A 9,255-nucleotide genomic window follows, 5' to 3' on the forward strand; every position below is an offset into this window, starting at 1 on the left:
TGCTGGGCGAGGCCGAGGCGGCACATGAGGCAGCCGCCGCCGCCCTCGCCGCCGCCGAGGCGGAACGCCAGGCGGCCGCCGAGGCCCGCCGCGCCGCCGATGCCGGCTTCGCCACCGCCCGCGAGGCGCAGCTCCGCGCCCAGGGCCAGGTGGAGCAGGCGCAGCAGGCGGCGGAGGCGATCGCCGCCCGCGTCATTGAGCGGCTGGGCGAGGATGCCGAGCTGCCGCAGCCTGCGGAGCTCTCCGACGCCGCCGAGGACCGCGCCCGCCGCAAGCTGGAGCGGCTGACCAAGGAGCGGGAGGAGATGGGCCCGGTGAACCTCCGCGCCGAGGTGGAGCTGGCGGAGCTCGAGGCCCGGATCACCCAGATCACCACGGAGCGGGAGGAGATCGGCAGCGCCATCGCCAAGCTGCGCGGCTCCATCGGCCATCTGAACCGCGAGGGGCGGGAGCGGCTGCGGCAGGTCTTCGACCGCGTGGACACCGAGTTCCGCGCCCTCTTCACCCGCCTCTTCGGCGGCGGGCGGGCGCATCTGGCGCTGGTCGGCTCGGAGGATGCGCTGGAGGCGGGGCTCGAGATCTATGCCGAGCCGCCGGGGAAGAAGCTCGCCGCCCTGTCGCTGCTCTCGGGCGGGGAGCAGGCGCTGACGGCGCTCTCCCTCATCTTCGCCGTCTTCCGCTGCCACCCCGCCCCGGTCTGCGTGCTGGACGAGGTGGACGCGCCGCTGGACGACGCGAATGTCGAGCGGCTCTGCGACCTGTTGGTGGCGATGGCGGAGGAGAGCGGCACCCGCTTCCTGGTGGTGACGCACCATCCGCTGACCATGGCGCGGATGCACCGGCTCTATGGCGTGACGATGCAGGAGAGGGGCGTCAGCCGGCTGCTCAGCGTCGATCTCGGCCGGGCGGTGGAGATGGTGGAGGGGCCGCCCCAGGCGGCGGAGTAGCCCGCGCCGCATGACGGGCCGCTATAGCGGGCCGCTCCGGGGGCCGCTGCCGCTTCGGGGCTTGCCGCGGTGGCGCGGAAGGTGGTCTGTCTCGGGCATGGACGCGACGCGCAGCGCCGGCCTCGCCGCCCGGCTGCAGGCCTGGGCCGCCGGCATCGGCCATGAGCTGTATTTCTGGAACGAGTGGATGCGGACCCGTGGCCTGCAATGGCCGGCGGATTTTGCCGCGCGGATGGACCCGGCCAACCCGTTGGATCCCTGGCTAGCCGCCGCCGCCGCGGGCTTCGACCAGCCGGGCTTGCGCATCCTCGATGTCGGCTCCGGCCCGCTCACCTCCACCGGCTATGTGCTGCCGGGGCGGCAGGTGGAGGTGGTGCCGGTGGACCCGCTGGCCGCCGGCTACGCCGCGCTCTTCGCCAGGCACGGGCTGGTGCCGCCGGTGCCGCCGCGCTTCGCCCCGGCGGAGGATCTGACGCTGTTCCTGGAGCCCGCCAGCTTCGACATCGTCCATTGCCGCAATGCGCTGGACCATTCCTACGACCCGCTGCGGGGCATCGAGCAGATGCTGGCCATGGCGCGCATCGGCGGGACGGTGATGCTGCAGCACTTCCCGGACGAGGCGGAGACCGAGGCCTATAGCGGCTTCCATCAGTTCAATTTCAGCGTGCGGGAGGGCCGCTTCGTCATCTGGAACCGGGAGGCGGAGGTGGACGTCGCCGCCGCGCTGCGCACCCCGGCCCGGGTCATCGTCGAGCCCGCCGAAATGGTGATGGTGCGAATCGAGAAGCTGGGCGCCTCGCCGGAAGTGCCGGCGGCGGAGCAGGCGGCGCGGCTGGCGGGCGGGATGGCGGGGCTGGTGGCGGCGCTCGCCGAGGCGAGGATGCCAGGGTGAAGGACGGGGGCTCCGCCCCCCAAACCCCCGGCAGGAGGCGCTGCCTCCTCCACCTCCGCCGGGGCCAGGACCTGGCCCCGGACCCCGGTCTAAGTCGGCAGGCTGAACCAGCAAACTCACACCGGGGTCCGGGGAGGGGTCCCCTCCCCGGCGGGGTTGGCGGCACTGCCGCCAACGGGCAGAGCCCCTGGCCGGGGCGTGGGGGCAGCGCCCCCACTTGGCAGCAGCGCCGCGATGCGGTCGAGCCCGAGATCCCGCACCCCCATCGCCGCCAGATGCATGACCGTGTTCAGCAGGTAGTCCCGGTTCGGCCCCGCCTGCCCCACCCCATGGGCGATGGCGGCGGCGGCCGCCTCCGGCGCCGGGCGGCAATAGGCGGGGTGGTCGCGGCGCGCCACATAGGTCACCGCCCGCACCTCCGCCGCGCGGTCCAGCAGCCGCACCGGCAGCAGGCGGCGGGTATAGACCACCTCGTCGCCGATATTCTCCCGGGCATCCAGGTAGTCCAGCACCGCCTCGGCCTCCGCCGCCGCGACCCGGAAGGCGACGCCGCGGCAGGCCCCGCCGCGATCGAGCCCGAGCACCAGCCCCGGCCGGTCCGGCGTACCGCGATAGAGCCGGCTCCAGAGGCAGAAGCGGCGGTGGAAGCCGCGCAGCAGCGCGGGATGGGCGCCGAGATGGGCAAAGCCGGGCCGCCAGATCAGGGAGCCATAGGCGAAAACGTAGAGATGCCCGTCGGCATCCAGCAACTCGGCAGGCGGCATGCGCGGCTTCGGTCCCGGCCGGGCATTCGCGCCGGCGCCCTTCCCGCTATATCCCTGCGCTCCATGTCCGCCAAGCCGCCCCGCCGCCGCCTGCCGCGCCTGCTCCTCGGGGCGGTGCTGCTGCTTGTCCTGCTGGGGGCGGCGCATGGCGCGGCCTGGCTCTGGCTGACCGAGCGGCTGGAAGTGGGGTTCGGCCAGTGGGTGGCGCTGCAGCGCTCGCTGGGCCGGCAGGTCTCCCATGCGCCGCCGCTGCGGGGAGGCTGGCCCTGGGCCGCAACGCTGACGGTGCCGGACTTCCGCTGGTCCCAGCCGGCATGGGGCCTGGCGGCGGAGGCGGTGACGCTGCGCCTGACGCCGCCGGAGCTCGGGATGCTGGAGGTGCATCTGCCCGGCCGCCACCGCCTGCGGCTAGACCGGGAGGAGCTGCCGCTGAGCGCCGCCGCCCTCACCGCCCGGATGCCGATCCAGACCGGGCTATGGCCCAGCCTGCTGCTGCTGGAGGGGGAGGAGCTGGCGCTCGGCGCGCTCGGCCTTGATAGCCTCAGGATGCGGCTGGAGACGGCGCTGGCGGCCGGCGCGGCCGAGCCTGCCGCGACCCTGAACCTGGTGCTGGACCGGCTGCACCCGCCGCCGGGGGCGCTGGGCCCCGCCGGGGCGGCGCTGGGGCCGGTGGTGGAGGCGCTGAGCCTCTCCGGCACCCTCAGCGGCCCGCTGCCGGCCGGGCCGGTGCGGGCGGGGGATGCGGCACGCTGGCGGGATGCGGGCGGGGCGCTGACCCTCTCCGCCCTGGCGCTGCGCTGGGGCCCGCTGGGGGCGGAGGGCAGCGGCCGCGTCCGGCTGGATGCCGGTTTGCAGCCGCGCGGCGCCGCCACGCTGCGGGTGACGGGGGCGGAGGCGGCGCTGGATGCCGCCCAGGCCGCCGGCGCGCTGCCGCCGGGCAATGTCTTCGCCGCCCGGCTGATGCTGCGGGTGATGAGCCGCCCGCCCGAGGGGGGCGGGCCGCCGGAGATCGAGCTGCCGCTGACGCTGGAGGAGCGGCGGCTGATGCTGGCCCGGCTGCCCCTGGCGACGCTGCCCAGGTTGAACTGGCCGCGGTGAGCCGGCCCTCGCCGGACTTTACGGAAAATCAGCCCCTTACGGTGATGACCAGGGCATGCCGGGAAGGCGGGACCACGCCAGGGGTTGTTCCCCAGGCCAGCCAGGGCTAGGCTGCCGGGCGATGACCAGCCTCGCTCTCCGTACTGCGCGAATTACCGGCCCGGCTGCCTGAGCCGCGCCGTGGGTACGGCGCGTGCCGCGCCGCCGGGTTCCTGCCCTGCCCCGCCGTACCGGAGAGTTTCCCAGATGTCCAACCCTACCCCCGTTGCCGTGCGCTTCCTCGTCACCGCGGAGGCCTCGCCCGGCCTGTTGCCGCGCCTGCTCCAGCCCCTCGCCAAACGCGACCTGACCGCCGACGCCTTCCATGCGGTGCGGGAGGGGGAGATGCTGCGGGCGGAAATCCGCCTGGACGCCATGCCGGCGGAGATGGTGCATCTGGTGGAGGGCAACCTCCGCCAGGTGGTCGGCGTCGCCGGGGTGTTGCGCGAAATGCTGCACGCCCTGCCCGTCGCGGCTTGAGTCGCTTGCCCGCCCTCGGATAGGTAGTCGGCCAGAAGGCGTGGCCGGGTCATCCCTGAAGGTGGCGCCCCGGAAGGGGCTCTGCCGGGTGCGGCATGGGCCTCCGCCCGCCGTCGCTTGAGGAGTGCCCATGCCCTGGGACGCCTTGCCGAGCGCGCTCGACCTCGCCCGCTTCCAATTCGCCTTCACCGTCACCTTCCACTTCCTCTTCCCGGCCTTCACCATCGGGCTGGCCAGCTACCTGGCGGTGCTGGAAGGGCTGTGGCTCTGGACCGGACGGGCGGCCTATCTCGACCTGTTCCGCTACTGGCTGAAGGTGTTTGCCGTGAACTTCGCCATGGGCGTCGTCTCCGGCATCGTCATGTCCTACCAGTTCGGGACCAATTGGTCGGTCTTCTCGGACCGCGCCGGGCCCATCCTCGGCCCGCTGCTGGGCTATGAGGTGTTGACGGCCTTCTTCCTCGAGGCCGGCTTCCTCGGCGTGATGCTGTTCGGCCTGGGGCGCGTCGGGCGGGGGCTGCATTTCGCCGCCACCTGCCTCGTCGCCATCGGCACGCTGATCTCCGGCTTCTGGATCCTCTCGGCCAATTCCTGGATGCAGACGCCGGCGGGTCACGGCCTCGACGCGGAGGGACGCTTCATCCCGCTCGACTGGTGGGCGATCGTCTTCAACCCCTCCTTCCCCTTCCGCTACCTGCACACCATCACCGGCGCCTACCTGACCACGGCCATGATCGTCGGCGCGGTCGGGGCCTTCCACCTGCTGCGCAACCGGGCCAACGAACGCGCCAGGATCATGTTCTCCATGGCGATGTGGATGGCCGCGGCGGTGGCCCCGGCCCAGCTCTTCTTCGGGGACATGCAGGGCCTCTGGGCGCTGGAGCACCAGCCGCAGAAGGTCGCCGCCATGGAGGGGCATTGGGAGACGCATCGCGGCGCGCCGCTCATCCTCTTCGGCATTCCCGACATGGCGCGGGAGGAGACGCGGCTGACCATCGAGATCCCGCGCCTCGGCAGCCTCATCCTGCGGCATGACTGGGATGGCGAGATCCTCGGGCTGAAGGCCTTCCCGAAGGAGGACCGGCCGACCAACGTGCCGCTGGTCTTCTGGTCCTTCCGCATCATGGTGGGCATGGGGCTGCTGATGATCGGGCTCGGCTTCGCCTCGCTCTGGCTCCGGCTGCGGCGGCGGCTCTACGAGACGCCCTGGTTCCTGCGCTGGGCGGTGGCCATGGGGCCCTCCGGCCTCATCGCCGTCACCTTCGGCTGGATCACCACGGAGGCGGGGCGGCAGCCCTTCACCGTCTATGGGCTGATGCGCACGGCGGAGAGCGTCAGCCCGATCGCGGCGCCGGCGCTCGCCGCCTCGCTGGCGGCCTTCGTCGCGGTCTATTTCTGCGTCTTCGGCGCCGGCATCTGGTACCTGTTCCGCCTCTTCGCCCATGCCCCGGAAGCCGAGGAGCGCGGCGCGGAGACGGAACCGCCGATCCGCACCGCCGGCATCACCCCCGCCCCGCAGGTCCCGGCCGCGCAGGTGCAGCCATGAGCGCCGAACTGATCGCCACCATCTGGGCCTGCCTGATCGCCGTCGCCGTCTTCCTCTATGTCTGCATGGACGGCTTCGACCTCGGCATCGGCATATTGCTGCCGCAGCTCGATGAGGAGGACCGCGGCACCGCCATCAACACCGTCGCCCCGGTCTGGGACGGCAACGAGACCTGGCTGGTGATGGGCGGCGCCGGGCTCTTCGCCGTTTTCCCGCTGGCCTATGCCACCATCCTGCCGGCGCTCTACATGCCGCTGATCCTGATGCTGCTGGCGCTGATCTTCCGCGGCGTGGCCTTCGAGATGCGCTTCCGCGTCCCCACCCCGGCGGCGCGGCGGGGCTGGGACCGGGCCTTCACCGGCGGCTCCCTGGTGGCGACGCTGATGCAGGGCATCGCCCTCGGCGCCCTGGTGCAGGGCATCAAGGTGGAAGGGCGGGCCTATGCCGGCGGCTGGTGGGATTGGCTGACGCCCTTCTCCCTGCTCACCGCCGCGGCGCTGGTGGCGGGCTATGGGCTGCTCGGCGCCTGCTGGCTGGTGTGGAAGACGGAAGGCGCGTTGCAGGACAGGGCCCGGGGGCTGGCGCGGCTCTGCGGCATCCTCACCCTGGCCGCCATCGCCGTCGTCAGCGCGGTGACGCCCTTCCTGCTGCCGGCCTTCCAGGACCGGTGGTTCGACTTCCCCGCCATCCTCGCCGCCCTGCCCGTGCCGGTGCTGGTGGTGGTGTTGGCCTGGCTGCTGTTCCGCGACCTGGGCCGCACGGATGGCACGCCGGCGCATGACGGCAAGCCCTTCCTCTGGGCGCTCGGGCTGTTCTTCCTGTCCTATACCGGGCTCGGCATCACCATGTGGCCGATGATGGTGCCGCCGGACATCACCCTGTGGGAGGCGGCGGCGCCGCGAGACTCCCAGCTTTTCCTGCTGGTCGGGGCGGCGGTGCTGATCCCCGTCATCCTGACCTATACCGGCTACGTCTATTGGCTGTTCCGCGGCAAGGTGAAGCCCGGGGCGGGGTATCATTAGATGCCCGGAGCGCCGCGGCGCCCCGGGGGAGTGCCGCATGGCCGCGCCTGAGGCGCCGGAGCGGCAACGGCTGCCCGGGCGGCCGGAGACCGGGGGCGCCCCCACCGCGTCGCGGCGCATCCTCTGGTTCATCGGTCTCTGGGCGGCCGGGGTCGGGGCCACTGTCCTGGTTGCCGGGCTTCTCCGGCTGCTCATCCCGCGCTAGATTCCGCGTCTCCGGGCAGCCTGACCTGGATCAAGGACCCGGCGCGTGCGGGGTGGCACAGACGGGCGGCGCCTTCCAAGGCCAGGCTGGCGCCGGACCGCAACGCAGGATTGCGGCGAAGTCGATAGAGCCCGCCGCCATGCCGCAGTATTCTGCCCTTCCGCTTCGCCCCCAGCCCTCTGCCACGGCACCCAGACCCATGACCACACGCAATGCCTTCCTCACCCATTGCCGCGACAATCTCGGTGCCTTGAAGCGGGAGGGGCGCTACCGCGAATTCGCGCATCTGGAGAAGCTGGCGGGGCGATTCCCCACCTATCTCTGGCACCGGCCGGAGGGGGTGCGGGAGGTCACGGTCTGGTCCTCCAACGACTATCTCGGCATGGGCGCGCACCCCGCCGTGCTGGCGGCGGCGACGCGGGCCATCGCCGAGCATGGCGCCGGCGCCGGCGGCACCCGCAACATCTCCGGCACCTCCCCCCTGCATGCGGCGCTGGAGGCGGAGCTGGCCAGCCTGCACGGCAAGGGCGGGGCGCTGCTCTTCGGCTCCGGCTACATGGCCAACCAGGCGGGCATCGCCGCCATTCTGGAGGCGCTGCCGGGCTTCATCGTCTTCTCCGACGCCAAGAACCATGCCTCGATGATCGCCGGCATGCGCGGTGCCAAGGGCGCCAGCAAGGTGATCTGGCGGCACAACGACCTGGCGGACCTGGAGGCCAAGCTGGCCGCCGCCCCGGCCGAGGCCCCGAAGCTGATCGCCTTCGAGAGCGTCTATTCCATGGATGGCGACATCGCGCCGATCGGCGCCATCTGCGACCTGGCCGAGAAATATGGCGCCATGACCTATCTGGACGAGGTGCATGCCGTCGGCCTCTACGGCGCGACGGGCGGCGGCATCTCGGAGCGGGACGGCGTGGCGGCGCGCGTCGACCTCATCGAGGGGACGCTGGCCAAGGGCTTCGGCGTGCTGGGCGGCTACGTCGCCGGCGATGCGGAGGTGGTGGACTACATCCGCAGCGTGGCCGGTGGGCTGATCTTCACCACCGCCCTGCCGCCCGCCGTGGCCGGCGCGGCGCTGGAGAGCGTGCGGGTGCTGAAGCGGGACCCGGCGCGGCGGACGGCGCTGGCGGAGCGCGCCAGGGCGCTGAAATCGGCACTGGACGCGGCCGGCCTGCCGCGGATGGACGGGCCGAGCCATATCGTCCCGGTCTGGGTGGGGGAGGCGGAGGCCTGCCGCCAGGTGGCCCGCCGCCTGCTGGAGGAGCACGCGCTTTATGCCACGCCGATCAACTACCCCACCGTCCCGCGTGGGACGGAACGGCTGCGGCTCTGCGCCACGCCCTTCCACACGGATGCGATGATCGCGGAGCTGGTGGCGGCGCTGCGGGCGGTGCTGCCGCGGACCGCGCCGCTGGCGGCGGAGTAGCCGCCGCCGCGCGCCCTGGCGGCAGAAGCGGCTTCACGCCGGCCATGCCGGCCTGAAACCGGCCGGCCTATCGTCCGTCGCGTTCCCAGGCGCCACGCGCTTCCGCCTGATCGGCCAAGGCTTGTGCCATGGCGACCCTGGCACGGCCGAACGCGCCGGAAGCGGGATGGCGAGGATCAGCAGCGCGGCAAGGCCAGGTATCCGGCCGGGTTGCCGCGGGCCGCGAAGGCCTGCCGGCGCCCCTGGCCGCGCCAGCTCGCGCTGAGGCCGCGGTCGGTGACGTAGATGTTGCCCGCCACGCAGACATTCACCTGCCGCAGCTCGGCGCTCTGCCCATTCGCCCAGACCACGCGGAAATCATAGTGGCCGGTATTGGCGGCGCGGGTGCCCGGCGGCAGGCCGTTCCGGCCGAGCTGGTCGCTGCCCCAGCTCCCCTGCGAGGAGTGGCTGAAATACCGCTGCTCCACCGTGCCGGAGGAGTTGTTGATCTCGTTGAACCGGGTGTCGCAGCCCGCCGGCTGGGAGACGACGATGGTCCGGGTCGGCTGCTCGCAGCCGACCAGGGTCGGCAGCGCAAGGGCGGGCAGCAGGCGGCGGAACATCGGCGTGTCCTCGACCCAGGTCGATGCCGCCTAGATGTTTGATCCCAGGGTTTGATGGTGCAGTCTTCTCCCCGGTATGGAGGGATGCGCTATGGGCCAGGTTCTTCATGGCTGCGCCCGCACGACAGAGGCAGTCCGTCGGGCGATCCAACATAGTCAAGAGAGCCTAAGAGCCCTGGCCCGGCGCCATGGGATCAACCCGAAGACGGTGGCTAAGTGGCGCGCTCGGTCCGG

Annotated in this window: 10 protein-coding genes and 1 pseudogene; 9 read left to right on the top strand and 2 right to left on the bottom strand. The window is 72.4% G+C overall.

The features are described 5' to 3' along the window. Window positions 1-947 (top strand): annotated as a pseudogene (locus NJ376_RS27565) (chromosome segregation protein SMC); the annotation flags it as partial. A 97-nt stretch (window positions 948-1,044) separates the two neighbouring features. Beyond that, window positions 1,045-1,839 carry a class I SAM-dependent methyltransferase gene (locus NJ376_RS27570; protein ID WP_252956563.1) on the top strand — a complete coding sequence of 265 codons (795 nt, stop codon included), beginning with the start codon at window positions 1,045-1,047 and terminating at the stop codon, window positions 1,837-1,839. Window positions 1,840-1,955: 116 nt separating this feature from the next. Here the strand turns inward: NJ376_RS27570 and NJ376_RS27575 are convergent, their stop codons facing one another. After that, complete coding sequence (locus NJ376_RS27575; RefSeq protein WP_252956564.1) at window positions 1,956-2,603, bottom strand: gamma-glutamylcyclotransferase; 648 nt, start codon at window positions 2,601-2,603, stop codon at window positions 1,956-1,958. Between the two features lie 63 nt (window positions 2,604-2,666). Here NJ376_RS27575 and NJ376_RS27580 point away from each other — a divergent pair, with 63 nt between their 5' ends. The 6 genes from NJ376_RS27580 to hemA all read left to right on the top strand — a co-directional run bounded on the left by NJ376_RS27580 (window position 2,667) and on the right by hemA (window position 8,419). Continuing rightward, entirely contained in the window at window positions 2,667-3,701 is a 1,035-nt protein-coding gene (locus NJ376_RS27580; RefSeq protein ID WP_252956565.1) for a DUF2125 domain-containing protein, read from the top strand. Window positions 3,702-3,947: 246 nt separating this feature from the next. Continuing rightward, entirely contained in the window at window positions 3,948-4,220 is a 273-nt protein-coding gene (locus tag NJ376_RS27585) for a hypothetical protein (protein ID WP_252956566.1), read from the top strand. Between the two features lie 130 nt (window positions 4,221-4,350). Then, the gene (locus NJ376_RS27590) at window positions 4,351-5,766 is read left to right on the top strand and encodes a cytochrome ubiquinol oxidase subunit I (RefSeq protein ID WP_252956567.1); all 1,416 of its coding nucleotides are present in this window, start codon (window positions 4,351-4,353) and stop codon (window positions 5,764-5,766) included. Further along, window positions 5,763-6,788, top strand: a complete 1,026-nt coding sequence (cydB, locus tag NJ376_RS27595) for a cytochrome d ubiquinol oxidase subunit II (protein WP_252956568.1) — start codon at window positions 5,763-5,765, stop codon at window positions 6,786-6,788. Before NJ376_RS27590 ends, cydB begins: the two co-directional genes overlap by 4 nt. 37 nt (window positions 6,789-6,825) lie before the next feature. Further along, window positions 6,826-6,993, top strand: a complete 168-nt coding sequence (locus NJ376_RS27600; protein WP_252956569.1) for a hypothetical protein — start codon at window positions 6,826-6,828, stop codon at window positions 6,991-6,993. 199 nt (window positions 6,994-7,192) lie between these two features. Continuing rightward, window positions 7,193-8,419 carry a 5-aminolevulinate synthase gene (gene hemA, locus NJ376_RS27605; protein WP_252956570.1) on the top strand — a complete coding sequence of 409 codons (1,227 nt, stop codon included), beginning with the start codon at window positions 7,193-7,195 and terminating at the stop codon, window positions 8,417-8,419. Between the two features lie 176 nt (window positions 8,420-8,595). Here hemA and NJ376_RS27610 read toward each other — a convergent pair whose 3' ends face one another. Next, the gene (locus NJ376_RS27610; protein WP_252956571.1) at window positions 8,596-9,021 is read right to left on the bottom strand and encodes a hypothetical protein; all 426 of its coding nucleotides are present in this window, start codon (window positions 9,019-9,021) and stop codon (window positions 8,596-8,598) included. Between the two features lie 91 nt (window positions 9,022-9,112). On the opposite strand from NJ376_RS27610, the gene NJ376_RS27615 reads away from it, so the two are divergent. Continuing rightward, the coding region (locus NJ376_RS27615) for a helix-turn-helix domain-containing protein (protein ID WP_252956572.1) at window positions 9,113-9,255 on the top strand (143 nt) is incomplete at its 3' end.

The sequence above is a fragment of the Siccirubricoccus soli genome (genome assembly GCF_024178315.1).
GTDB lineage: Bacteria > Pseudomonadota > Alphaproteobacteria > Acetobacterales > Acetobacteraceae > Siccirubricoccus > Siccirubricoccus soli.

What these genes read in the sequence shown, in the direction of transcription:
- NJ376_RS27570 (WP_252956563.1), top strand. Translation starts at nt 1,045, where the DNA reads ATGGACGCGACGCGCAGCGCCGGCCTCGCCGCCCGGCTGCAGGCCTGG.
- hemA (WP_252956570.1), top strand. Translation starts at nt 7,193, where the DNA reads ATGACCACACGCAATGCCTTCCTCACCCATTGCCGCGACAATCTCGGT.
- NJ376_RS27585 (WP_252956566.1), top strand. Translation starts at nt 3,948, where the DNA reads ATGTCCAACCCTACCCCCGTTGCCGTGCGCTTCCTCGTCACCGCGGAG.
- NJ376_RS27590 (WP_252956567.1), top strand. Translation starts at nt 4,351, where the DNA reads ATGCCCTGGGACGCCTTGCCGAGCGCGCTCGACCTCGCCCGCTTCCAA.
- NJ376_RS27600 (WP_252956569.1), top strand. Translation starts at nt 6,826, where the DNA reads ATGGCCGCGCCTGAGGCGCCGGAGCGGCAACGGCTGCCCGGGCGGCCG.
- NJ376_RS27610 (WP_252956571.1), bottom strand. Translation starts at nt 9,021, where the DNA reads ATGTTCCGCCGCCTGCTGCCCGCCCTTGCGCTGCCGACCCTGGTCGGC.
- NJ376_RS27580 (WP_252956565.1), top strand. Translation starts at nt 2,667, where the DNA reads ATGTCCGCCAAGCCGCCCCGCCGCCGCCTGCCGCGCCTGCTCCTCGGG.
- cydB (WP_252956568.1), top strand. Translation starts at nt 5,763, where the DNA reads ATGAGCGCCGAACTGATCGCCACCATCTGGGCCTGCCTGATCGCCGTC.
- NJ376_RS27575 (WP_252956564.1), bottom strand. Translation starts at nt 2,603, where the DNA reads ATGCCGCCTGCCGAGTTGCTGGATGCCGACGGGCATCTCTACGTTTTC.